Source organism: Halopenitus sp. H-Gu1 (genome assembly GCF_041821145.1).
GTDB lineage: Archaea > Halobacteriota > Halobacteria > Halobacteriales > Haloferacaceae > Halopenitus.
Map to the genome: position 1 here is coordinate 41,505 of NZ_JBGUBC010000012.1, position 24,016 is coordinate 65,520.

General features: G+C 65.3%; 22 protein-coding genes. 9 read left to right on the plus strand and 13 right to left on the minus strand.

Annotated features, from left to right (window positions below):
- Positions 1–20 precede the first annotated feature (20 nt).
- From arcS to ACERIT_RS10250, 3 genes are all read right to left on the minus strand, one after another.
- The gene (gene arcS, locus ACERIT_RS10240; protein ID WP_373674754.1) at positions 21–1,808 is read right to left on the minus strand and encodes an archaeosine synthase subunit alpha; all 1,788 of its coding nucleotides are present in this window, start codon (positions 1,806–1,808) and stop codon (positions 21–23) included.
- 51 nt (positions 1,809–1,859) lie between these two features.
- The gene (locus tag ACERIT_RS10245; RefSeq protein ID WP_373674755.1) at positions 1,860–3,257 is read right to left on the minus strand and encodes a hypothetical protein; all 1,398 of its coding nucleotides are present in this window, start codon (positions 3,255–3,257) and stop codon (positions 1,860–1,862) included.
- Between the two features lie 161 nt (positions 3,258–3,418).
- Positions 3,419–4,432, minus strand: a complete 1,014-nt coding sequence (locus ACERIT_RS10250; RefSeq protein WP_373674756.1) for a zinc-binding dehydrogenase — start codon at positions 4,430–4,432, stop codon at positions 3,419–3,421.
- Between the two features lie 177 nt (positions 4,433–4,609).
- Between ACERIT_RS10250 and ACERIT_RS10255 the strand changes: the two genes are divergently transcribed.
- Entirely contained in the window at positions 4,610–5,314 is a 705-nt protein-coding gene (locus tag ACERIT_RS10255; protein WP_373674757.1) for a helix-turn-helix domain-containing protein, read from the plus strand.
- A 129-nt stretch (positions 5,315–5,443) separates the two neighbouring features.
- Positions 5,444–7,099 (plus strand): DUF255 domain-containing protein, encoded by a 1,656-nt coding sequence (locus tag ACERIT_RS10260; protein ID WP_373674758.1) that lies wholly within the window; start codon positions 5,444–5,446, stop codon positions 7,097–7,099.
- A 60-nt stretch (positions 7,100–7,159) separates the two neighbouring features.
- Here ACERIT_RS10260 and mptA read toward each other — a convergent pair whose 3' ends face one another.
- The 3 genes from mptA to ACERIT_RS10275 form a co-directional block, all read right to left on the minus strand.
- Complete coding sequence (mptA, locus tag ACERIT_RS10265; protein WP_373674759.1) at positions 7,160–8,095, minus strand: GTP cyclohydrolase MptA; 936 nt, start codon at positions 8,093–8,095, stop codon at positions 7,160–7,162.
- Between the two features lie 88 nt (positions 8,096–8,183).
- Positions 8,184–8,597 (minus strand): hypothetical protein, encoded by a 414-nt coding sequence (locus tag ACERIT_RS10270; RefSeq protein ID WP_373674760.1) that lies wholly within the window; start codon positions 8,595–8,597, stop codon positions 8,184–8,186.
- Positions 8,598–8,645: 48 nt separating this feature from the next.
- The gene (locus tag ACERIT_RS10275) at positions 8,646–9,884 is read right to left on the minus strand and encodes an NAD(P)/FAD-dependent oxidoreductase (protein ID WP_373674761.1); all 1,239 of its coding nucleotides are present in this window, start codon (positions 9,882–9,884) and stop codon (positions 8,646–8,648) included.
- A gap of 197 nt (positions 9,885–10,081) precedes the next feature.
- On the opposite strand from ACERIT_RS10275, the gene ACERIT_RS10280 reads away from it, so the two are divergent.
- The 3 genes from ACERIT_RS10280 (at position 10,082) to yciH (ending at position 12,497) form a co-directional block, all read left to right on the plus strand.
- Positions 10,082–10,723, plus strand: coding sequence for a DUF6149 family protein (locus ACERIT_RS10280; protein ID WP_373674762.1), 642 nt, complete (start codon positions 10,082–10,084; stop codon positions 10,721–10,723).
- 42 nt (positions 10,724–10,765) lie between these two features.
- Positions 10,766–12,106, plus strand: a complete 1,341-nt coding sequence (locus tag ACERIT_RS10285) for a dihydroorotase (protein ID WP_373674763.1) — start codon at positions 10,766–10,768, stop codon at positions 12,104–12,106.
- Positions 12,107–12,203: 97 nt separating this feature from the next.
- Positions 12,204–12,497, plus strand: a complete 294-nt coding sequence (gene yciH, locus ACERIT_RS10290; protein WP_373674764.1) for a stress response translation initiation inhibitor YciH — start codon at positions 12,204–12,206, stop codon at positions 12,495–12,497.
- A 245-nt stretch (positions 12,498–12,742) separates the two neighbouring features.
- On the opposite strand, the gene ACERIT_RS10295 is transcribed toward yciH, so the two are convergent.
- The gene (locus ACERIT_RS10295) at positions 12,743–13,375 is read right to left on the minus strand and encodes an RPA family protein (protein ID WP_373674765.1); all 633 of its coding nucleotides are present in this window, start codon (positions 13,373–13,375) and stop codon (positions 12,743–12,745) included.
- 1 nt (position 13,376) lies between these two features.
- Positions 13,377–14,303, minus strand: a complete 927-nt coding sequence (locus ACERIT_RS10300) for a replication factor A (RefSeq protein WP_373674766.1) — start codon at positions 14,301–14,303, stop codon at positions 13,377–13,379.
- Positions 14,304–14,539: 236 nt separating this feature from the next.
- Here ACERIT_RS10300 and gpmI point away from each other — a divergent pair, with 236 nt between their 5' ends.
- Positions 14,540–16,054 (plus strand): 2,3-bisphosphoglycerate-independent phosphoglycerate mutase, encoded by a 1,515-nt coding sequence (gene gpmI, locus ACERIT_RS10305; RefSeq protein WP_373674767.1) that lies wholly within the window; start codon positions 14,540–14,542, stop codon positions 16,052–16,054.
- Between the two features lie 4 nt (positions 16,055–16,058).
- Here gpmI and ACERIT_RS10310 read toward each other — a convergent pair whose 3' ends face one another.
- Both ACERIT_RS10310 and ACERIT_RS10315 read right to left on the minus strand, forming a co-directional pair.
- Positions 16,059–16,676, minus strand: coding sequence for an NUDIX domain-containing protein (locus ACERIT_RS10310; protein ID WP_373674768.1), 618 nt, complete (start codon positions 16,674–16,676; stop codon positions 16,059–16,061).
- Between the two features lie 86 nt (positions 16,677–16,762).
- Positions 16,763–17,176: an Lrp/AsnC family transcriptional regulator gene (locus tag ACERIT_RS10315; RefSeq protein WP_373674769.1), complete on the minus strand. Its 414-nt coding sequence runs from the start codon at positions 17,174–17,176 to the stop codon at positions 16,763–16,765.
- Between the two features lie 96 nt (positions 17,177–17,272).
- On the opposite strand from ACERIT_RS10315, the gene carA reads away from it, so the two are divergent.
- Together carA and ACERIT_RS10325 are read left to right on the plus strand one after the other, a co-directional pair.
- Positions 17,273–18,346: a glutamine-hydrolyzing carbamoyl-phosphate synthase small subunit gene (gene carA, locus ACERIT_RS10320; RefSeq protein ID WP_373674770.1), complete on the plus strand. Its 1,074-nt coding sequence runs from the start codon at positions 17,273–17,275 to the stop codon at positions 18,344–18,346.
- A 102-nt stretch (positions 18,347–18,448) separates the two neighbouring features.
- Positions 18,449–19,201: an SDR family NAD(P)-dependent oxidoreductase gene (locus ACERIT_RS10325; RefSeq protein ID WP_373674771.1), complete on the plus strand. Its 753-nt coding sequence runs from the start codon at positions 18,449–18,451 to the stop codon at positions 19,199–19,201.
- Positions 19,202–19,263: 62 nt separating this feature from the next.
- Here the strand turns inward: ACERIT_RS10325 and ACERIT_RS10330 are convergent, their stop codons facing one another.
- Both ACERIT_RS10330 and ACERIT_RS10335 read right to left on the minus strand, forming a co-directional pair.
- Entirely contained in the window at positions 19,264–20,112 is an 849-nt protein-coding gene (locus ACERIT_RS10330; RefSeq protein ID WP_373674772.1) for a CehA/McbA family metallohydrolase, read from the minus strand.
- Between the two features lie 215 nt (positions 20,113–20,327).
- Positions 20,328–21,029 (minus strand): molybdenum cofactor guanylyltransferase, encoded by a 702-nt coding sequence (locus ACERIT_RS10335; RefSeq protein ID WP_373674773.1) that lies wholly within the window; start codon positions 21,027–21,029, stop codon positions 20,328–20,330.
- A gap of 135 nt (positions 21,030–21,164) precedes the next feature.
- On the opposite strand from ACERIT_RS10335, the gene ACERIT_RS10340 reads away from it, so the two are divergent.
- Positions 21,165–23,045: an aldehyde ferredoxin oxidoreductase family protein gene (locus ACERIT_RS10340; RefSeq protein ID WP_373674774.1), complete on the plus strand. Its 1,881-nt coding sequence runs from the start codon at positions 21,165–21,167 to the stop codon at positions 23,043–23,045.
- Here the strand turns inward: ACERIT_RS10340 and ACERIT_RS10345 are convergent.
- Complete coding sequence (locus ACERIT_RS10345; protein ID WP_373674775.1) at positions 23,022–23,843, minus strand: DUF63 family protein; 822 nt, start codon at positions 23,841–23,843, stop codon at positions 23,022–23,024. The genes ACERIT_RS10340 and ACERIT_RS10345 overlap by 24 nt on opposite strands.
- Positions 23,844–24,016: the final 173 nt, after the last annotated feature.

Consider the following 24,016-nt stretch of genomic DNA (forward strand, 5'->3'; position numbering starts at 1 on the left):
CGTTCGATTGTCCGACCGTCTCACCGCTCTTCGACGTGGCGAACCGCAACGGCGATTCCGCGCGTCGAATCCGCCATTTCCTGGCCGTGCATCCGTGCGCGGCCGACCCCGAACGCGTTCGGTCCCTCGATCACGACCTCGTCGCCGACCCGGATCGACTCGTCCGCGTCGACGATCCCGGGCGCAAGAACCGATCCTCTCGGCACGAACTCGTCGATCTCGACCCGTCGAGTCGGTACCTCGGAGTCGACCCAGCGTCGCGCGCCCGCAAGCGTGAGCGAGAGGACGCCGTACTGCGGTACCATCGTTGCGAGCTGTGTCCCCTCGTCGCCGGCCGGCCCGTCCCACGCCTGGATCTTGGGATACCGTCCCGTCGTTCTGAGATCGACGTTCTCACCGAAGACGGCGTCGCCCGCCGCCCTCGTCGCGCTCCCGTCGGATCCGAACTGGTAGTCGGCAAGCGCGCGAACCGTGTTGTGTTCGCGCTCGCGTTTGCTGTAGGCCGGCTCGCCCTCCAGGGCGTCGGCGAGTCGTTCCAGCGAGGCGTCGGTCGTCGGGTGATCGCCGCAGGTGTACTCGATGGGGACGTCGATGTCGTCCGCCACGCGCTCGAGGATTTCGAGGTAGTCCTCGGGCAGGTGGGCGATCACGCGTGAGTACTCGTTGCGATCGAGATACCGACGCAGGACTTCCGCGACGAAGGCCGTCTCGTCGGCCGACCAGCGCCCCGTCACGACGGAGTCGTAGTGTTGGGCCGGGTAGGTCGTCTCGAGTTCCTGGGGAACGATGCCGATCGGCGAAGTCATCGAGACCACGTGGCCACGCCACCTGATCGCGTCGTGGAACTGTCGGTGGCTCCGCGAGTCGCTGTAGGGCTTCGTGGCCGAACACGGGACCAACACCAACGGTGCGTCGAACCGACAGCGGTACCGGGTGCTCACGCGATCGGCGAATCGTTTTATCTCCGCCCGTTCGAGGGTATCCTCGCTTGCCGCCGTGATCTCCGAATCGCGAACGATCGGCGCGTGGCGTTCGACGTGCTCCCACCGGTCGTCGAACTCCCGAAACGTCGCCGTCAGCCACTGGTCGTGGCGCGCCTGTCCCTCGATGTAATCGCGGAGGCGCCCCCGATGGATGCGGTGACGGACCCGGCGCAACTCGGCATCGAGTGCGTTCAGGTTGTGTTCCTCGCAGTCCGCACGGGTGAACTCCTCACGGGGGGTTGAACAGGCGGGACAGGCGCACGGTAGTTCCTCGAGATCCTCGAGGAAGTGTTCGCCCTCGTTCGTGAGGTATTTGCCCTGTGATCCTTTCACCCGGGCAAGCGATCCGTCGACGAGGTCGACGCCGGCGTACGCGAGCGTTGCGACGTTCAACGGCGTGGCGACCCCCGAGAGGACGAGCGCCGTGTCCGCGGGAACTGCGCGTTTGACTCGAACGATCGCGTCGACGAATGCCGCTCCGTGGCCGACGAACCCGGTGGCATCGGACAGCACGTAGGCGTCGGCACCGACGTCCGTCGGATCGGCGGCGCTGATGACGGCCGCACTCGGGAACTCGACGTCCGGATGATCGACCCGAAACGACTCCCGGACGGCTTCGCGGGTTCCTGCCGGGAATCCGCGGTGTGGCAGGATGGTGAGAGCGCTCTCGTCGCCCTCGGGGACCGACCGGTCGGCCGCCCAGAGGCTGCCGGCGTCATCGAGGAGGGTGTCGGCACGTACCGGCGTCCGCACCGGGTCGGCGAGTCGGAGTTCGCCGAGGCGGGCCATGCCGTCCCGCTCGTGGATCTCGAAGTACTCGGTCATACCGTCGGTCCGCCGCGGACGGCCGAATAGGTTGCGTTCCGGGCCCGCCCGTCACTCCCCGAGGAGCCTGCTGGACGCGGTCGGTGCGACGTCGATCGACCGATCGTTCGCCGGACCGTCACCGATGGAGTACTCGTTCGATGAACCGCCGTTCGTGCCGTCCCATCTCTCCTCGTTCGGATTTCCTTTCGCGCCCGAATCAGAACTGGGACCGGAATCAGAGCCGGGACCGGAATCAGAGCCGGGACCAGATGAGTCACCCAAACCCGGACCAGATGAGTCACCCGAACCGTCACTGGCTCCGCTCCCACGATTCGATCCCGCTCCGGCCTCGGATCCCCCGTTCGCTTCCGAACCACCATCGGACCGTCCCGAGTTCTGATCTGATCCCTCGCCGTTTCCGGATCCGTTGCCGTCTTCGTCGTCATCGTCATCCTCGCCGTCATCGCTTCCGCCGTTCCTATCGGCGGCGTTTCCGCTCCCGCCGTCGTTACCGGTTCCCTGGTCGAACCCTCCGTTTCCGCGATTCTCATCGGACCCGGATCTGCCGTCCGAGACACCGTTTCCGGTGGCATCATCGGGACCGTTTTCGGACGATCCGCCTTTCAAACCTCGATCGGATCCGGGGAGCCCTTCCGGCGGCGTGCCGTTATCTGCCCTGGTCACGTTCGAGACGTTCGTCGATCCGTTCGACACGTTCGCCGGTATCCCGGTCGCGTTGTCCGGTCGCCCCGTTCCGTTTCCGGGGACCGATGTCGGTGGCCCTGCGCCGGTCCGATTTCGGGTCGTCTCGGGCGGTCCCTGTGCGTTCTCGATCGCCCGTTCGACCGCTTCGAGCGCTCGTTCAGTCTCCGGATCGTTCGGAACCGCGGTGCGAGTCGCGTTCGCGGCCGATCGTGTCGCTGCCAGCCGTGCCTGCGCCCGTTGGTCCGCGGCGCGGAATCGTTCGGCCGAAATCGACCCGTTCGCGCGTGCCTCGGCGAGTTGCGCGCGCTCCTCGCGTATCTCCACGACTCGCCTCGACAGCTCGTTCGCTCGATCGCGGCCCGCCTCGTCGGCGGCCTCGTCGTCGATCCCGGCCTCCCACATCCCCTGGTCGATCGTGGTTCCCGTCTCCGCAGACGTCGACTGTACGAACGCCGTGATGTCCGACCCGAATCCGCCGGTAGCGGCTTCCTCGTCGCTCGTGTTTTCGTCGTCGCTTTCGGTTTCGTTGTCGGGTTCCGTATCGCTCGTATTGTCGCCGGTGTCGGCGTCGCTTTCATTCCCGTCGACCTGCTGTTCACCGTTTGTGGGATCGGCGTCGCCGATGCCGGCCCCATCGTCGAACCCGATCGGATCGATCGACGGATCGTCGGGACCGGTCGGTACCGCGGCGGCCGTCCCCGCGATGCCCCCGATCGTGGCTGCCAACAGACAGACTGCAAACACCGCGGCGAGAATCCTCATTGATTGAGATCACTCGTGGCTCGCATATAAACTCCGAGTTCCGTTCGCACCGTTCACGCCCGTGAACGGTCACATAGATGACGATTCCCGTCGCATCTTCGTCGGGATTCCCACGGGACGATCGGGCGACACGCCGACTGATTCGGCCGCCATGGAGTCGATCAGGACGTGATCACGAGCTTTCCGACCATTTCTCGGTCCTGCATCGTCTCGAAGGCGCTTGCGGTCTCCTCGAGCGGATACGTTTCGTCGATCTCGGGCGTGAGTTCCCCCGTGGAGACGAGTTCGACGAGCGTCTCGAGGTCGCCTTGTGTCCCCATCGTGCTGCCGATGATCCGCTTGTGCCCACGAAACAGGTCGGCAACGTCGAACTCCGAACGGTCACCGGCGGTCCGTCCACAGACGACCATGGTCCCGTCGCGACGGAGCACGTCCATCCCGAGGTCGGTGTAGGGCCCGCCGAGGTGGTTCACCACCGCATCCGGCGTTCCGATCTCCCCGACGGCCTCCCGCAGCACGTCCGGCTCGGTTCCGTGCACGGCGTGATCGAGTCCAAGAGATTTGACCCGATCGAGCTTCCTCGCCGAGGAGGAGGTGCCCACGGTTTGGGCCCCGAGCACGTTCGCTAGTTGCACGGCTGCGAGACCGACGCCGCCCGTTGCCCCCGGAATGAAGACGAGATCGGTGGCGCCCACGTTCGCCCGTTGGAGCATCCGATAGGCGGTCAGGTACGCGGTCGGGAGGGCAGCCGCCGTCGTCGCGTCGACGCCATCGGGACGGTGGACCAGCCTGTCGGCGGTGACGCATACCGACTCGGCGAGTCCGCCGTGATAAAGCGAGAAGGATTCACAGCGGTTCTCGGGTCCCTCACGACAGAACCGACAGCTCCGACAGGTCTCGATCGGACACAGTACTACCTCGTCCCCGGGGGCAACGTGTGTTACCTCCTCGCCGACCGACTGAACCGTCCCGGCGACATCGAGGCCGCTAACGAACGGTAGATCGTCGGTCTCGACCATCGCGGACCCTCCCTCCAGGACCCAGAGGTCGTGCCGGTTGATCGCACGTGATTCAACGTCGACGATCGCCTCCCCGGATTCCGGTTCGGGCGTTGGTCGGTCGATGATCCGTACTCCCTCGGGGCCGGTCAATTCGGCGAATGCTGCGGCGCGCATCGTGAGGGATTTCCACGGCGGCACCAATAGTGCTGGCGGCTATCGCAAACGGCGCTTTCGGCGCTCGGTGGCGGAACTGCGCCGGGATCGACGCCGCGATTCCCGACGATCGATATCGACGGTTGACGAACCCCACTTTCGATACCCTTTTGCGCGTCTCGCTCGGACGTGGCCACGATGAGTCAGCGTGCGCGTGAGGAGTTGGCGCGGCGGATCGCCGGCGAGATCACTCTCAGCGACGACCCGGGCGCGACGCTCCGCAAGTGGCGGACGGATTTCGACGTCTCCCAGACGGAGCTTGCGGGCCAACTCGACGTCTCCTCGTCGGTCGTCTCCGATTACGAGAGTGGCCGCCGTGAGAGTCCCGGGATCGGGGTGGTGCGCCGGACCGTCGAGGCGCTGCTCGACATCGATGTCGACCGCGGCGGCGATCGCCTTCGCCAGCACGCACGCGTCCTTTCGGCCGGGTTCGAAAGCGACGTCGTCCACGATCTTCGGGAGTACTCGACGGCCGTCCCGCTCTCGACGTTCCATGAGGCGATGGGCGCGACCGAGATCGAATCCGGCGATCGCGACCGGATCTACGGCCACACCGTCATCAACTCCATTCAGGCCATCTCCCGGCTCTCGAGCGAGGAGTTCTACCGGCTGTACGGCCAGTCGACGAATCGCGCACTCGTGTTCACGAACGTCACGCGTGGGGAATCGCCGCTGGTCGCGCTCCGGGTCGTGACGCCGACGCCGAACGCGGTCGTTCTCCACGGTATCGAGGAACCGGACCTGTGGGAACACGCCGCCGATCTCGCGAGGGCGGACGGCTTCTCCCTGGCGGTCGCGACGCGCGATCTGGACGAGTCCCTCGAGACGCTTCGCGATCTGTAGATCGGTTCGATCGAACTGGCCGAATCGAGGGCTCCGTTCGACCGACGCAACCGATTGACTTACCCAACTCGACTGCCCCGGCCCGCACGTCTCGAAGCGCTTACCCGACCGGCGAGTGGAATTCGGCACATGAACGAGACGCACGTCGAGTGGCGCGAATGGGGGACTGCGGCCTTCCGAGAGGCCGACGAGACCGATCGGCCGGTGTTGCTTGCGCTCACGGCGACGTGGTGTACGGACTGCCATGAAATGGACGCGCGGACCTACGGGGAACCCCGAATCGCCGCCAACATCAACGAGGGATTCGTCCCCGTCCGGGTCGACGTCGACCGCCGTCCACGGGTCCGGGAGCGGTACAACATGGGCGGGTTCCCCTCGACGGTCTTTATCACCCCCGAGGGGACCCTCCTCACCGGCGCGGGCTATCTCGGTCCGGACGGGATGCGGCAGGTGCTTGAGTCCGTGCGCACGATGTGGTCCGACACGGGCACCGAGGCCGGACGGGTTCCCCGCGCGCTCGCCGGCGATCTCCCTCCATCAGGCGAACTTTCACAGGTGATCGAAGAACACCTCGCAGGACAACTCGAGGTCCAGTTCGACGAGGAACACGCCGGTTGGGGCGACGACGCCAAGTTCCCGTTGGCACGGACGATCGAGTTCGCGCTCAAACGCGAGCGATCGCAGGCGCGTCGAACCCTCGATGCCATCTCGACGCACCTCCGTGATGACGTGGCGGGAGGGTTCTTCCGGTACGCCGGAACCAGGGAGTGGGAGGACGTCCATCCCGAGAAGACTATCGACGTCAACGCCGCGACGCTTCGGGCGTTCGCGAACGCCTATCTCTACACCGGCGAGTCGGCCTACGCGGAGACCGCAAGTGACGCAGTCGAGTTCCTCACGGACGATCTCTGGACCGGCGTCGGCGTCGGCGGCAGCATCGGCCCCGGAGAGGGTCGCGCCTACTACGCCAGTGACGCCGCGGACCGCGCGGAGATGACGTCTCCCCGCCACGACCCCACCGTGTTCGCGGGCGGCAACGCGCTCGCGGCGGACGCGTTGTTGACTCATGCGGCCTACACCGATGACGAACGTGCCCGCGAGTACGCCGAACGGATCCTCGACATGCTCGCCCACGATCTCGTTGATTCGGATGCTGGAGTGGTCACGCGCTTTCGAGCGGGCGACGAGGTCGGCGAGACCGACGTCTTGGAGGACGTTGCTCGCGTCGTCGCCGCGTTCACCCGCGCACATGGCGTCCGTGGCGAGGGCGTCGACGTTGCACGCGTCGTCGCCGACCGGGCGATCGACGTCCTCCACACGGACGGCTCGTTCCTCGACGGCCCGGCGAACGGCCCGGGACTCCTCGATCGGCCGTTCCGCCCGCTCGACACCAACGTCGAGATGGCCGACGCGCTCTATGACCTCTCGCTTGTGACCGGCGAGGACCGATACGCGTCCGTCGCGCGCGAGACCGCCGAATCGTTCGCGGGGGCCTTCGAACGCTACGGCGTACAGATAGCGGGCTACGGCGCCCTCGTGGGGCGGCTACTACGTGGATCGCCGGTCATTCACGTCGGTACGCCGCCCGGAAGCGATCTCCATCGAGCCGCCTGGCGTGTCGCCGATCACGAAAAGATCATCGTCCCGAACGCACATCTCGCCGACTCGCCCGGAGACGCGACCGTCGATCGAGACACAGCGGTGATCTCCATCGACGGTCGCGTCTCCGAACCCGCGAGCACTCCCGATGGGCTGATGACGCGAGTCGCCGAGATCATCGAGTGATCGGTGCATCGGGCGTTCGAGCCTGCATGCCACCTGTGGTTCGGGTTGTGACCTCGCCGATCAGTCGTCCGCGTCGCTCACTTCGGATCGCAGCTGACCCATGGTGACCTCGCGTTCAGCGTGGGCGTTGTGCTCGTGGATCGACTCCTCATTCGACTGGGCCATCCTGATCACGGCGTCGTTGGACAGATGGTCGAACTCCGTAACCGTCTGCTCGGCGAGCGACCGCACGCAGTCCTCGACGAACTTCGCGTTCGCGTGTGCATGGTAGGTCATGTGGTCCTCGTCGGGACGTTTCGCCATGTTGTAGATCCGCGCGCTCATCGCGTCGCGTGCCACGTCGATGATCTCTCGGAGGTCGACCTCGGGATCGCCGTCGGCCGTGATCGTCAGCGTCGCATGGCCGCGCTGTGAGTGGCCGGGTTGTGGAACCGCTTCGAGGAACGACTCCGTCGTCTCCTCATCGACGCCAAGTTCGTGCAGCTTCTCGCGTGCCCGTGATTCCGACATGCCCTGTGAACACGGACAGACGGTCATGCCGGTTACCTCCGCGCCGATCTCCTCGCGGGTTCCCTCCTCGGTCGCCTCCGCCGAGGCGATGATCGTCGCCGTGTTCTGTGTCGGACGGTCGGAGGCGGGGGTGCGCTCGCGGGTGATCAACTCGGCGGTCATCTTCACCTCGGCTTTCGAGGTGTACTCGTGTTTCTCCAGAAGCCGTTCGGCGGCGTCCCCACAGACGTCCTCGACGCGGTAGGCCTCCTCGCGGGTGATATCCTCCAGAATTTCGTCGATGACCTCCATGTTTCGGGACATATCGAGTCCCTTTCGGCCGCTCGGGAGGTCGACGAACACCTGGAACTCCGCCATCAACACGATCGGCCGATCGTCGCCTCGCGAGAGCTTCACGAGTTTCTGTACGTCGGTGACGCCGACCTGTGAGAGGCCGACGGCGATCTCAGGCGCCGACGCCTGGACGTCCGGCAGCTGGTGGCTCATTACCTACTGGAAGGGGCGAGACCTGATTAGGGCTTTCGAAACCGACGGTTCGACGGCGTGAGTCCCCGGCATGAGCGCCTGACGGTGGTCAGGGCCAGTCGTCGCGCTCGTCCGTCGTCTCCGTGACCTCGGTTCCCTCCTCGGCGAGCCGCCAGCCCGCAGCCTCGGCGGCGTCCTCGACCTGCAGGAACTCCCAATCGACCGACTCAGCGAGCGCCTCCTCTTCCGGGGAGATGCCGACGAAGACGTGCCGGTCGGTTTCGAACTGGTCTTTGATGTTCTGAAGGCTCTCTTTGACCCCTCTGGGTCCCGAAAAGAAGTCCTGGCGAACCCGGTGTTTTCGCGTGAAGTTCGTCACCACGTAGGTCGGCTTCTCGCTTACGACCCCGACGTATTCCGTCCACTGTCGAGCATCGTTGAACACCGCGTTCGGGTCCTCGAACTGCTGGAGCGCCTCCAGTTCGAAGGCCAACGTCATATCGGTGGATCCGCCACTGTCCATATCTCGGATTGGCTGTGCCGGCCGAAAACCGCTTCGCTTCCCACGTCGCTACTGTTCGCTCGTCGGGGCCAGATCGTCGACGGCGAACCCATCCTCCATCAGGATCTCCGTCTGATCGCCGACGTATCGCCGTTCCCGCATCAACTCTTTATACGCCGACTGGGGTGCGAGATCGCCGATCAGGACGCCGCCGACGATCCGACCGTCCTTCAGCGCCAGTCGCCGCCACTCGTTTTCCCCGGTTCTCGCTTCGACCGTCTCGTCGCCGAGGGTCGGATGGCCAAACGAGAGGAACGGGAACTCGAAGTGTGTGATCGAATAGGACGTGACCCACCGGAACTTCTCGGTACCGTAGTCGACCATGTTCCGTGCCGCGATCGTTCCCTGTTCTTTGGCCGACCCCCAGGCCCCGTTTTGTGCCCGGTCGCCGAGGATGAGGTCGTTGAACTCCGTGATGTCGCCGGCAGCGAAGACGTTCTCGACGTTCGTGCGCATGTGCTCGTCGACGATGATCCCGTCATTGGTCTCGATCGGTGTGTCCTCGACGATCTCGGTGTTGAAGTTCAAGCCGATCGCGACGCCGGCGAAATCACACGCATAGCGCTCGCCGTTCGGGTCGACCGCCGCCTCGACGTGTCCCTCGTCGTCCACTTCGAAGTGGTCGACGCCCGAGTCGAAGACCGGCTCGACGCCGCGTTCGCGCATCGCCTCGTGCATGATCTCCGCGCCCTCATTCGAGAGGGCATATCGCCACCACGAGTCCCCTCGCATCAGGTATTTTGCCTCGACGCCCTGTGCGCCACAGATGGCGGCGAAGTCGATCCCGAGCAGCCCGGCTCCGACAACGACGCCCGACTCGGCGTCCTCGACGCTTTCTTTGATCCGGCGGGCGTCCTGAAACGTCCAGAAGTGGTGGATACCGTCGGCGTCGGCGTTTTCGACCGGGAGCTGTTGTGGCGTCCCTCCGATCGCCAAAAGCAACTTGTCGTATGCGAGGACGTCCCCTTCGTGGGTCCGGATCTCGTCGGCTTCGACGTCGATGTCGACCACGAGAGTGTTGAGTCGGAGTTCGATGTCTCGCTCCGTATACCACTCCTCGTCGTGGATGGAGATCGGAGCCTCGGGAAGCTTCCCTTTCGCGTACTCCTTTATCAGAATGCGATTGTAGAGGGCCTCCCCCTCGTCCGTAATGACCGTGATGTCGGCGTCGGGTCGTTCCTCCCGAAGCGTTTCGGCGGCCGACGATCCGGCGACACCGTCGCCAACGATCACGTACGATTCGCTCATGTTCGGCCGTTCGGTACGGGGGTTAATGTGGATTGCTATCGACGTGAGGAATCATGAGGAATGATCTCATGGAGGGGATCACCTTGCTCCTTTAGGTCCTTAGAGGGGCTGTCGACGTCGAATCGCGTTACCACCCAACATGGTGCTGGTGGTTCGTTCGCCACAGATTCAAGGGCGTACGGACCCTATCCGAGTCCATGAAGATCAGCCAGAACGTCCGCCATTGGGCCGCCAAGAAGGCACTCACGGCACCGGTTCTCGGCGAGGTGGCAAACGACAAGCTGGTGGATCTCCACACCACCATCTTTCTGAATAAGGCTGACGATGACCGACGCGAACAACGGCGCGAGCACCTCGACGATTTCTTCGATGCGACGATGGACACCTACGTCGCGGCGCTCGAGTCCGGGTTTCCGGAGGCGGAGGCTCGGGAGATAACCCACATCCAGGCGAACTTCGACTTCTTCAACCACGGCTGGACGGAGATGATGGAGATACCTGGCGACGAACTCGAGGCCCACTACCGCCGCTACGGGGAGTTCCTTTCGGATCACGGGATCACGATCGACGATCCGCTCGGCAAGTTCCACCCTGATGAGGGCATCACGAGCGCTCCCGCGACGCCGGAGCGACTTGAGGAGCCCGAATACGAGAACGCGCTCGCCGGCTTTGCAGATGACGTGTACGTCGAAACGGATGACGGCGAGACGGTCGTCGGCGACCGTGGCGAGCCCGAGGACGTCGATCCGAGCGCGACTCCCGGACTCGACGAGGACGTCGACTACGCGAACGCGATCGGCGAGGAGTCTCCGACCGGGGACGACCGCAAGCGCGCCTGATGGATCGGACCGCTTTTTCCGCCCGCCATCGAGGATCCCGATATGCTCATCACCGGCGGGACGCTCGCGGACGGGCGCGTTCGGGACGTCCGTATCGACGGGGAGACGATCGCCGCGGTCGAATCCGATCTCGTTCCCGCGGACGACGAACGCGTTATCGATGCCCGAGGCAAACACCTGCTCCCCGGCGCGATCGACGTTCACGTCCACTTTCGTGAGCCCGGCGGATCGCACAAGGAGACCTGGGAAACCGGATCGCAGTCGGCCGCGGCCGGCGGCGTGACGACCGTCGTCGACCAACCGAACACCGATCCGCCGACCGTCGACGGTGAAACCTTCGATGCCAAAGCCGCACTCGCGGCCGCTGACTCGGTCGTCGACTACGGGATCAATGGGGGCGTCGTCGACACGTGGGATCCCGAACGCCTCCTCGATCGACCGCTTTTTGCGCTCGGTGAGGTCTTCCTGGCTGACTCGACCGGGGAGATGGGCATCGAGATGGACCTCTTCGAGGACGCTCTCGCGCGGGCGACGGCCGCGAACGTGCCCGTGACGGTCCACGCGGAGGACGCGAGCCTGTTCGACCCGGACGCACTTGACGGGGACCTCGGCGGCGTCGGCCGTCAGGCTCGAAGCGATCGCTGGTCCGCGTTTCGAACGCCGGAGGCGGAAGCGGCGGCCGTCGAGCGGGCCGTCGCGGCCGGCGAGGACGTTGACGGCCGGATCCACGTCGCTCACACCTCGACGCCGGAGGGGATCGATGCGACCGTGGGAACGACGGCGACCTGTGAGGTTACGCCCCATCACCTGTTCCTCTCTACGGACGACTGCGATCGACTCGGAACGTTCGGTCGAATGAATCCGCCGCTTCGCGATCCCGACCGACGAGCGGCCGTTTTCGAGCGGCTCCGCGACGGCCACGTCGACGTCGTCGCGACCGACCACGCTCCACACGCCGCCATGGAGAAGCGGCGAACGCTCACGGACGCCCCAAGCGGCGTTCCCGGTGTGGAGACGATGGTCCCCCTGCTGTTGGAGGCCGTTCGACGGGACGAACTCACGCTCGAACGCGTCCGGGACGTCACGGCGAGAAATCCCGCGTCGATCTTCGGGCTCGCTCGGAAGGGTGCGATCGAGCCCGGTCGGGATGCGGACCTCGTTCTCGTCGACCTTGAGGACCCGCGCGAGATCGAGGCGGCTGCACTCCACTCGAAGTGCGGATGGACGCCCTTCGAGGGGCGATCGGGAGTGTTCCCCGAGACCACGATCGTTCGCGGCCGCCTCGCCTACGAGCGCGATCCGGTGACGGGTGTGGAGTCGTTTGGTGACCCTCTCGGTGAAAACGTTCGCGTGGCTGTTCCGTTCGACAGTGACGATGGCTGATCCGTTCGACAGTGACGATCGTCTGGTCGATCGACGGTGATCGCTGCCGGGGGTCCCGACACTATTTAATACCGGCGTCCAGTAGGTTCGAATTGTAATGTCGGAAGTCTGCTCGACGTGCGGGCTGCCTCAGGAACTCTGCGTCTGTGAAGACGTCGCCAAGGAGTCCCAGCAGATCAGCATCCGCATCGACGAGCGAAGGTACGGTAAGGAGGTAACGGTCATCGAGGGATTCGACCCCAAGGACGTCGATCTCGACTCGCTATCGTCGGATCTGAAATCCAAGTTCGCCTGTGGCGGCACCGTCGAGGATGGCGCCATCGAGCTACAGGGCAACCACTCCGGGCGCGTCGAGGAGTTCCTCCGCGAGAAGGGGTTCAACGTCGCGTGACTGACGCCTGATTCCGCCGTCGAGCCGTCTTTTCGCCTGCGATCGATCCGTGAGCTGCGCCGCCGATCATACGGTTTGAACGACTCGGTTCGATCGACGGTCGATCTAGCGGGCGATCGGACGCGATTTTTCGTCGTCGGCTCCCCTCCGCTGAATCGCTCCCGTTGGCTCTCCTAGTCGAATCGCTTCCGTCGAATTCCTCGGACGGCCGGCTGATCGAGCGACTGCTCGATGGAGACGAGCGGCTACGCCTCGATCGAGGTCTCGGGGTCGTCCGTCTCCGAATCGGTGTCGTCACCGTCCGCTTCGTCGAGATCTTCGAGCGCGGAGAGCGCAGCCGCGCGGTACGTCTCGGGATCGAGATCGTAGTGTTCACGCGCCATCCGTGCGTATTCGTTGCCCTCGTCCTCGAAGCGGGCGACGCGTTCTATGGTTCGTTCCGCAGTTTCGGCGACCCAACGATCACGGACCGCGGCGTCCACGCGAGTGATCGACTCCGGTCGGACCGAGACGTTGATCGACCCGTCGTCAGTCTCGTAGGCGCGGGGTTTGCCGACCACGGCGACGTACGCCGGCGGCTCGAGATCGCGGAGCGTGCTCGCGGCTTCGGGTTGATACTGGCCGGCGTAAACGAAGAACGTCCCCGTCGGATCGACGATCCGGCCGCGCCAGTATTCGTTATCCTCGCCCACGTCGTCCTTCTCCGTGACCGTGCCGACGAGGAACACTCGGTTCGCGGACTCCCCGGTGGGAAGCAGCGAATAGACGGGCGCGCGCTCGTCGTCGGATTCTTTGAACGTGTAGCCGGCGTCGTTGAACTCCGTGGCGAAGACGCGCCGGGCGACCTCTCGGGTCGGGGTGGATTCTCGTTGGCTCATCTCAGATCGACCTCGCGTTGATCAGCGCACCTTCAACGTCGACGGCTCCGGGCTCTTCCGTCTCGTTCGCGAGTACGTACCGGCCAAGCGTTGGACCCGTGACCTGGTAGTAGCGACCGAGGATCCCCTCGGACATCTCGTCGGCGACGACGCTCGTATCGAGCGCGTCCATCGCCAGCTGTTTGGCCTCCTCTAAGTCCATTCCGGTCAACTCCTCGGTGGCCTCCCGATCGAAGATGACCTCGTGGACCTCCCGACCGTCGTCGAGGACGCCCTTGATGCGGAGGTCGAACTCGCCGTCGACCTTCCCGTGTTCGCTACAGCGGCCATTCTGGAGCACCCGCGTACAGTCCTCCTCGGGACACCGCTTTATCAGTCCGGACCCGGACTGGACGTCGACGAGGGCTCCCTCGACCGTCTCTGCGTTGTCGCCGACCTCGATCTCCTCGTCGATCTCGGTGATAGCGGTCGTCCGGTTGAGCTTCACCGAATAACGCCCCTCGTATTCGTCGGTCACGACGTTCGAGAGTTCGTAGGCCTGTTCCTCCTCGAGCAGTGGCAGATCGGAGGTCTCGAAGGCCGTGAACTTGATCGTCCCCGACTCGTCGCCAAGCAGGCCGACCTGGGCGACGGCGTCGCTTCTCGGCTCCCACAGATCGACGACGCTCACCCGCAGGTCGACCCACTGTTCGTCCTCGTTGATCTCGTTCACCTCGACGCGTTCGCTTCCTCCCCGTCCGAGCTCGTCGCGTTCGAGGCCGGCCTCGTCCAGGTAGTCGTTGGTGATGCTCCGTCGTGCCTCCTCGACGGGGACTCGGTATTCGGTGACGAGGTTCTCCAGTCGGGCCTCGATCTCATCGACATCCGGGTCGAGATGGTCCGAGAACTGTTCTGCTATTGCTTCCGCGTGGTCTCGAAGTTCCGTCATGGTTGTTGCCTCCGGCGTGTTTTCAAATGGGAGGCGTAGGCTCCTTGGTGCGTCATCGTGTAAAAAGTTCCGTAGCTGCAGTGAAAGTGAACGATCGGCGGATGACGTCGGGTCTCGCTGCCGTGCGTGTGACGATCGTCGGACGCACGCGGGCTGCGTTTCGAGTGGAGATGGACACCGATCGAGAAGGGAGCGACAACGAAGGGTAGTTGGGGGTCGCCCTCGACCGTTCAGGTATGCGAACAGCACTCGTGGTATTGGACGGGTGGGGGATCGGCGACCACGACCGTCGAAACGCGGTCGAGGCGGCCCACACCCCGACGTTCGAGGGGATATCGGCGCAGGGTGCATACGGCGAACTGACCGTTCACGGACGGCGGGTCGGACTGCCGGAGGGACAGATGGGCAACTCCGAGGTCGGCCACCTCAACATCGGCGCGGGGCGGGTGGTGAAACAGGCCTACACTCGGATCGCCGATGCGATCGCCGCCGGCGAACTCGACGACAACGAGGCGATACAGGAGGCATTTTCGTACGCGGACGAACACGATGGCCGGGTCCACTTCATGGGGCTCGTCTCCGATGGCGGAGTTCATTCGGACATCGAGCACCTGAAGGCGCTGATCGAACTCGCGGCCGAGGCGGGTGTCCCCGCGACTACTCACGCATTCACCGACGGGCGCGACACCGCCCCGGAGATCGCGGAGACGTTCCTCGCGGATATTGCCGAACACGTCGCGGCGGTCGGGACCGGCGACGTGGCCACCGTGACCGGGCGATACCACGCGATGGACCGTGACGGAAACTGGGAGCGGACGCGGAAGGCCTACGAGGCGATCGTGAACCGCCAGGCTTCCTACACGGCGGAGTCGGCCGTCGAAGCCGTCGAGCGTGCTCACGCCCGCGGCGAGACGGACGAGTTCATCGAACCGACGTTGGTGGCGGATGAGCCGGCGCTCACGGACGGCGACGCGGTCGTCTTCTTCAACTTTCGGGCCGATCGTGCTCGCCAGCTCGTCCGGCTGCTCACCGACACCGAGCCGGTGTGGTCGTTCGATCTCGATCAGCCCGAGATCCGGATGGTGACGATGACCGAATACGACGAGACGTTCCCGTTCCCGGTCGCGTTTCCGCCCGAGATCCCCGAGGACACGCTCGGAGAGGTGGTCGCCGATGCCGGGCTCCGTCAACTTCGGATCGCCGAATCCGAGAAGTACGCCCACGTCACCTACTTTCTCAACGGCGGCCGCGAAGTGAAGTTCCCCGGCGAGATCCGGACGATCGTCGAGAGTCCCGACGTGGCCACCTACGATCGCCGGCCCGAGATGTCGGCCCGGGAAGTTACCGACGAAGCGGTCTCGAGGATTCGGACGGATGACCCGGATCTGGTCGTGCTCAACTACGCCAATCCCGACATGGTCGGACACACCGGCGACTTCGAGGCCGCGATCCAGGCCGTCGAGACGGTCGACCACCAACTCGATCGGCTACTCGCCACGGTCGCGGACGCCGGCGGACACGCGCTCGTGACCGCCGACCACGGCAATGCGGATGACATGGGTACCGAGGAGGAGCCACATACTGCCCACACGTACAATCCGGTTCCGTTCGTCTATCTCTCGTCCGCGGGTGACGACGGCGGACGATCGATTCGCGACGACGGGTCGCTTTGTGACGTGGCACCGACGGTCCTCCAGTCGATGGGGATCGAATGCCCCGACGCGATGACCGGTGAATCGCTACTCGAGTGACGTGCTATTCCGAGAAGTCGCGTCGCATCGCGATCTCGAACCAGGGACATAGACGGAGCTGACGGTACCACTTGGGATGTTCGTGCAAGTGGTCATAGTCGACCCAGAGCATTCCGCCGATCTCCGTTTCGTCCGGATCGAGACTGACGTCGTTGAGGGTAACTTTCAGGACCGCACAGACTTCCCATTCGACGCCGGCGTTCGTGTAGTAGCGCTTGTACTCGAATTTGTCCGTCACTCGGAGGTCCTGATACTGGTCGGGCGTGATCCCGAGTTCCTCCTTGAGCCGCAATCTCGTCGCCTCCGTTTGGGTTTGTCCCTCGACGGGATGGGAGGCGACCGTCCCGTCCCAGTGGGTGTCCCAGAGCCGCTTGTCCGGCGCACGCTGTGCCAAAAGGAGCTTGCCGTCGCCGTCGAAGACGAGGCACGTAAACGCTCGATGGCGGATCCCGTCGCCAGTGTGGGCATCCAGGCGGTTGACCGTTCCCTGGGCGGTGTCGTCGGGATCGACGGCGATGACGTCCTGGCTCGCGTTCTCGTGATCGGCCGCGTCCGTCGCCGTCGTCCCCGACTCGCCACCGTCGGCGACCGGACGACGATCGGCCGCGTCGTCTGCGTTCATACGATATGGGATGGTGAGCCTCCCTAATAAGAATTCGATCGATTCGGATCGGACCTGCCGGCCGATCCCACCGGGCGATCGTGGGCTCACCCGAGCCGTTCGTCGAGGATCAGACGTGTCTTCGTCGATTTGACGTCGTCCAGCTCGCGTGCGTCCGTGATCAACTCGTTGACGGCGCCCGTATCGACGCAGTCGACGACGAGCACGATGTCGTCTTCACCCGAGACCTGCCAGACGAAATCGACCTCCTCCCAGTCGGCCATCCGCTCGCTGACGGCGCTCGTGTCGACGTTCACCTCGACGGAGATCTCGATCATCGCCTTCACGTTCCCGGTCCGGGTAGTCACGGTAAATCGTTCGATGACTCCCGACTCGCTCATCCGTTCGACCCGATTTCTGACGGTCCCCTCCGAGGTGCCGACCCGATCCGCGATCTCGGTATACGGGGTGCGGGCGTCACGGCGAAGCACGCCGAGGATCTCTCGATCGAGTTCGTCCATGTCGACCCGTGGAGCCGGGGCCATATACTGATTACGAATTTCGTAACTCAACTACGAACGACGCACTTATTAGGGTAGCTCCGTACGTTTCTCGTAATGTCGGACGCCTATATCGCGCTGGCTGACGGACGCGTGCTCGAGGCGCGCGCCCGCGCTCCGGGGCGTACACGTGGTGAATTGGTCTTTACGACCGCCTACACCGGGTACGAGGAATCGTTGACTGACCCGTCCTATGCCGAACAGGTTCTCACCTTCTCTTACCCCCTGATCGGCAATTACGGCGTCCGGTCCGAGCGGTTCGAATCGGAAACCGTCCAGCCGCGCGCGGCGATCGCCCGCGAGTTCACCGACGACGTCGCCGAGTGGCTCGCCGATGAGGGAATTCCGGCGATCGACCATCTCGATACGCGCGAACTCGTCACGACCGTCCGTGAGGAAGGTGCAATGGCCTGCGGGATCGCCGCCGGCGAGGACGTTACTCCCGAGGACGCAATCGCAGAAATGGAGGCCTGCAAGCCGATGAGCGATCACGTCGATATCGGTGCGCAGGTCTCCGTGACCGAGCCGACCCTGCACGAGGGCGACTCGAACGGCGAGGCCGACGTGCGGATCGCGCTTCTCGATTGTGGCGCGAAGGGTTCGATCATCGACTCGCTCAACGAACGCGGTGCCGACGTCCACGTCCTGCCCTACGACTCCTCTCCCGCGGACGTCGAGACGGTCGACCCCGACATCCTGTTCGTCTCGAACGGCCCCGGTGACCCGGAGAACTTCGAGGCCGCAAAGGGGATCGTCGACACCTTCGCCGGCGAGATTCCGCTTGCCGGGATCTGTCTGGGCCAGCAGATCATCGCGAGTGCGCTCGGCGGATCCACGGAGAAGATGACCTTCGGTCACCGTGGGGTCAACCAGCCCGTCCAGGACCTGCGGACCGATCGCGTCATCATGACGACCCAGAACCATGGGTACACCGTCTCCGATCCGGGGCCACTCGAGGTCACGCAGATCAACGTCAACGACGATACCGCCGAGGGTCTCGAAAGCGAGGAGTTCGGCGTTATCACCCGCCAGTACCACCCCGAGGCGAATCCGGGCCCCCACGACTCGCTCGACTTCTTCGACGACGTCCTCTCGATGACCGACTCGACCAGCACGGTCGCCGCCGACTGATCGGCCGTTTCCGCTCCCGCCATCGATCGCCGCGGGCTTCGCTCCGTCGGCGACCCCGACCCGACCCGAACGCCTATTTTTCCACCCACTCTCACGGGCGGTATGAGCGAACAGGCGGACGCTGACGGAATGCGCGCGCTCGTCGTCGGCGCGAGCCGCGGCATCGGCCGATCGATCGTCGAGGCGCTGCTGGATCGCGGGGCGTCGGTCGCCATGGCGGCCCGATCGATCGAGGAGCTACGGGACCGTTCGGCGGCGCTCACGGGAGACACAGTGCCCATCGAGTGTGACGTCCGCGAGACGGACGCCGTCAACCGGGCCGTCGACCGCGCTGCCGACGAGTTCGGCGGCCTCGACGCCGTCGTCACGACCGTCGGCGTGCTCACTCGCGGGCCGATCACCGACGCGACCGACGAGGACCTCGAGTTCGTCGTCGATACCAACCTGCTCGGTGGGTTGCGACTGGCGAGAGCCGCGCTCCCCGAACTGGTCGAAACGGACGGATCGTTCGTCTTCGTCTCCTCGGAAGCCGCGACGCGCGGCATCCCGGAGCTGCCGGCCTACTCTGCGACGAAGGGCGCGATCGACGCGTTGACTCGGCAACTGGCGATCGAATACGCCGATGAGGACGTGACGATCAACGCCGTCGCACCGGGCACGACCCGGACGTCGATGAACGAGACGGTCCGACGCGAGGATCCGGAGTGGGAGGAGCGGCGTGCTCGGAATATCCCGCTCGGACGACTCGGTGCACCCGAGGACGTCGCCGAGACGGTGGCGTTCCTGTTGTCTCCGGATGCCGATTACATCACTGGTGAGGTCATCGCCGTCGACGGCGGCAGTACGGCCGGGTGAGTGTCACGAACGGTTCGTCTGGGCGCCGAATCGCCCGCGATCCGCACCGCGCTATGCGATCCTCATCGGAGCCAGGCGGCGACCCTCGCGATCCGGTGGGCGCCCTGGAGGACACCAACCCGGGCCGTGGAGGCGGCCGTGAACGCCGCCCAGCGCGCCGCGGTCGCGCTCCGGATCGCGCCCGTCTTCGCGTAGTACCCGGATTTTCGTCCCGCGGCGATCGCATAATGTCTCGCCGCCATCGGAACGGGTGCGCGCTTACCCGAGACGCTCGTCGTTCCCCCCCGGATCGCCTCAAGGACGTCCGTGGGATCCACCGTGGCGAGTGATTCTCCGTTCTCGATCTCGACCTCGGTGAAGGCCCGACCGACATACTCGAGGGTGTGCGCGTCGCTTGCGGCCACTCCGGGAAGCGCGTGCTCGCCGGCGAACCGACGGCCCTTGCGGTTTCGATAGCCCGTGAATAGCCACGCGTTGAATACCTCGATCGCATCCACGCCACTCGGCCGTCCGTCGGCGTCCGATCCGGTCGGGATATCTCGCTGGCGGACGCCGTGTCGCGATCGCTGGAAGGGGTGCGGGACGATCGCCACGCCGCCGTGGTCGTGGATCCACTCGACCGTCTCCTCGTAGGAGACCCGATGTGGTGGCATCGACTCGACGCCGATCGCAAGCAGGTGGCCGTGGGCCGTCGAGACCTCCACGCCGGGGATGCCGATCAGGCCGTACTCGGCGGCGATCTCGGCGGCGCGAACCGATTCGGAGAGCACGTCGTGATCGGTGATCACCACGCCGTCGAGTCCGATGTCCGCGGCGTGTTCGAGGATCAACTCGATCGGCTCGTGACCGTCGTAGGACGCCGCGGAGTGGACGTGCGGATCGATCCGGACGGTAACGCTCTCGTTCGACACGAGTCAGTCTACGGCCGAGGCATATATAAACGCGATCGCTTCGGGGGATCCTGACGACTGGACGTGATCGACCGTGTCAGTCCACGTGTCCCGACTTATCCTCCAGTCGAGCGTGGGTGAACGCTCGTGAATGTCGGTCAGGTCGCCGCTCTGCTCCGTACTTTTATGCGATAGTGAGAAAGTCCCATCGTCCACGTCTACTGCTCGCCGGTCCTCTACTGCTCGTCGATGCGCGCCGCTGCGGCCGCGAGATCTTCACGAGTATTGAGATTCTCGAAGGTGCGTTCGGTCGTTACGGCGCGGATCTCCGCCCCGTCGAGGACGACGTACTCGAGTTCGGAGAGTGCCTCGACGATCTTCCGTTTTCCGGCCGAAAGCGCCTGGTCACAGGCCGATGCCATCGGCTCGGCCCGGTAGACTGCCTGTGTCGTCTGATACCATTGGTCGTCGATTCGGGGAACGGCTGCCTCATGACCCTGGGCTCGCCCGTGGAGGCGTTCGAGCAGGCGTGGATCCACGAACGGCATGTCACAGGCGACTACGGCGACGTATTCGCCGGCGGCCCCACGACAGGCGTTTCGGATACCTGCCATCGGTCCCATGTCGGGTTCGTCGTCCACCGCGTACCGGACTGCGAGCGGGTAGCCCTCCATCGCGGCCTCGATCGTCGCCCGCTGATCGGATCGACAGTTGACCACGATGTCTCGCACGATCGGTTCGCCACCGCTTGCGCGTTCGGCGCCGGGATCGACCGGATCGTCGGCCCCCGCCAGCCGATCCGCCACACGGCGGATCATCGGGGTTCCCGAGAGCGGCGCCACCGCTTTGTCGGTTTCGCCGAACCGCGTCGACCGGCCGCCCGCGACGATCGCGCCGGTCAGATCCCGATCTTCGATCATGACTTCGTCACTCGCCATGCCCACGTTTGCCCCCCGTCGGTGAAGGCCGTTTCCCTGCACGTCGGCTTCGCGATGTTTCTCTCCGGATCGGACCCCGGGGGGTTCCCCACCCGAGAGCATATACGTTCGGCACAACAATCGCTCTCCGACGCAATGGCCGGCCGAACGCACGTGCTCCGTGCGGATCTCTCCGCCGGAACGATCGACCGCGAACGCGTTCCCGAGCGGTGGCGTCGCCGATATCTCGGCGGGAAGGGACTCGGCGCTCGCTATCTCCACGCGGAACTGGAACCCAACGTCGATCCTCTCGGCGCGGATAACCTGCTTTGTTTCCTCGTTGGACCGCTCTCGGGATCACTACCCGGCGAACCACGGTATGCGGCCGTGACGAAGTCGCCGCTCACTGGTTGTTTTCTCGATTCTTACGCGGGCGGCGAGTTCGCCGCTCGACTCGCGGGATCGCTTGCTGACTGCCTCGGCCTCCTCGTGACCGGCACGAGCGACGATCCGGTCCGGATCGAGATTGCCGATGGTGACGGACGGATCGTCCCCGCCGACTGCTGGGGTATGGACGCCGTCGAAACCGCCGAGTTCCACTCCGAGGCTGCCGTGGCATGTGTCGGCCCCGCGGGCGAGAATGGGGTCCGATACGCGACGATCGCCTCCGACGCCGGCGAACACCACGCCGGACGCGGTGGTGCCGGCGCGGTGATGGGCGCGAAGGGACTGACGGCCGTCCTCGCGCGCGACGCCGTCGCCGAGCCGGCAAGCCCGAAACTTGCGGCCCTGCGTGCGGACTACGAGGATCGGTACGTCGAGGATCCAACCGGACGCTGGCACGCCGCCGGCGGAACCGTCGAATCGGTCGATTTCGCGAACGCCGTCGGGGGGCTCGCGACTGAGGGCTGGACACGAGGATGCTTCGAGGGAACGGATGCGGTCGGGATCGACGCCGCCCGTGAGGCCGCGACCGGCCGTGAGAACCCCGATTCGGACGTTCCAGGCGACTTCCGCGTCGAGACCGACGCGGGCGAGACGGTGCCACGTGGCGCGGTATCGATGTCGATCGGTGCTGGACTTGGGATCGACGATTTCGACGCGGTGGCCACGATCGGTGGGCTCTGTGACCGACTCGGCGTCGACGTCATCTCCGCCGGTAACGCGGTCGCATGGCTGGCCCACGCCGACGAAGCCGGCCTGATCGACGCCGACGTTCCCTTCGGCGATCCGGAACCCGCACGAGGTGCTATCCGACTGATCGCCGGGGTGGCGGACGCGGATCCGTCCGGTGAGTCCGGATCGGATAGTTCCGACGACGATCTCGACCAGCGACTCCCGGCGATCGATCCCACGGTCGTTGAGACGCTCCGATTGGGCGTCGAGACGGCCACGGAGCGGTTCGATCTCGAGGCCATTCCGACCGTGAAGTCGATGGCGCTTCCGGCCTATGATCCGCGGGTTGCTCCCGCGATGGCACTCGCGTACGCCACGAGCGACCGTGGCGGCTGCCATCGCCGGGCCCGTCCGATCGAACGGGAGGTCTTCGACACGTGGGACCGCACGGATCGGGTCGAGGCCGTGATCGAGGCCCAGAACGTCCGGTCACTACTGTGGAGTCTCGTCGCCGACGATTTCGCCGGTGAGATGATGTGGCGCGACCTGGCCGGTGGCTTCCTTCGCGCACTCGAGTCGACCGCCGATCTGGCGTATCCGACCGAGACGGAGACGCTCTCGACGATCGGCGAACGGATCTGGACGCTGGTTCGCCTGTTCAACGTCCGCGAGGGGCTCGACCGCACGGACGATCGGCTCCCGACGATGTTCACGGAGCCCATCGTCGGCGGCCCGGCTGCCGGAAGCCGGATCGATCCCGAGGAATACGAGGAGACGTTGGACGCGTACTACCGATCGCGGGGCTGGGAACTCGAGGGGATCCCGACGATGGCGACCCTCGATCGACTTGGGATCGATCCGGAGATCACGTCCGAGAACGCGGATCGGCGGGAGTCGTCATCCCGAAACGGTGAACAATAACAGGTTGTGGGCGCCCGGTCCCAGCCCGACCGCGGCGATGAATCCGAGCAGGAGATATCCCTCGGCCGGATCCGCCTCGACGTAGTCGGCGAAGAGGACGACTACGAGGCTTGCGACCGCGAGCTTGACGACCACGAACAGCCAGCCGACCCCGAGTGCCTCCGGCGTCGGCAGTCCGCCCGCGACCTCCATGATGATTCGCGATAGCGGTGTCCGCTCGCCGAACCCGAGGACGTCGACACCGACGGCCGTCGAGACGCCATCGAGCGTGTGGCCGAAGACCGCGAGCGCGCCGATTTCGCCCGTGACAGCGGTCCGTGGAACCGTTCGCACGAGCGCCATCCACGTCGCGGCCGCGATCGGCGCCGAGAGGACGAGGGCGATCGCGGGCCACATCGGCGAGAGGGACCCGCTTCGGGCGCCCGTCGCCAGGGCGAGAGAGACGATCGGGACGAGCACTACGAGGCCGATCGCGGCCAGGACCGCCGGGACACGACGCGGCCGGATCGACGCGGCAGATTCGGCAGCGATCCACGTCGCGCCGGCGATCGCCGCGATCGTCAGATAGACGGCGGGGGTCCCGGCGAACGGTCGCACCGTCTCGGGTAAGGCGCCGATCACGTACAGGACGTGTGTACACGATCCGACGACCATCCATGGGGCGAGCGCGAGCACGTGTCGTTTTCCCACCTGTGGTGGATCCCGGCGAAATGCGGCAGCCACCAGGGCGACCGCCGCGATCAGGATGACGAGGTGCGGGAGTGCCGGCAGCGTGAACCCCTCGGGAAGAAACGCCATGTCCGGGAACGCGGCGCGACGTTCCGAAAGCGTTTCGGGTCGTCCTCGCTCGCCGCGTCAGCTCCCCGCGTCGGCTCTCCGAATCAGCCCTCCGAATCAGTCCATCGAGCCAGCACCCACATCAGCCACCGCATCAGCCCACTCCTCGTCGTGGTGTCGTCTCCGGTGGATGC